This is a genomic window from Bacillus sp. SN1 (assembly GCF_002796895.1).
Classification (GTDB): domain Bacteria; phylum Bacillota; class Bacilli; order Bacillales; family Bacillaceae; genus Bacillus; species Bacillus inaquosorum.
Window position 1 is genome coordinate 1 of sequence record NZ_PHIE01000018.1, and the last position, 271, is coordinate 271.

1 rRNA gene is annotated in these 271 nt (G+C 41.7%); it reads right to left on the reverse strand.

Annotation, left to right across the window (positions count from 1 at the left end):
* Positions 1-155: 155 nt before the first annotated feature.
* Positions 156-271 (reverse strand): 5S ribosomal RNA (gene rrf / locus CVV77_RS21880).

Below are 271 nucleotides of genomic sequence, written 5' to 3' on the forward strand. Positions count from 1 at the left end.
TTATTAAAAATGAATTAACAGGTACGTTTTGTCTTGTTTAGTTTTCAAAGATCATTTCGTTTGTTCGCTTTGTTAAAGCAACTTTATTAGTATACAATGCTGCTTCTTCAAAGTCAACAACTTTTTTCTTTTTTTAATTGCACAAGCGTGCAATTGCTTGGCGGCGTCCTACTCTCACAGGGGGAACCCCCCGACTACCATCGGCGCTGAAGAGCTTAACTTCCGTGTTCGGTATGGGAACGGGTGTGACCTCTTCGCTATCGCCACCAAA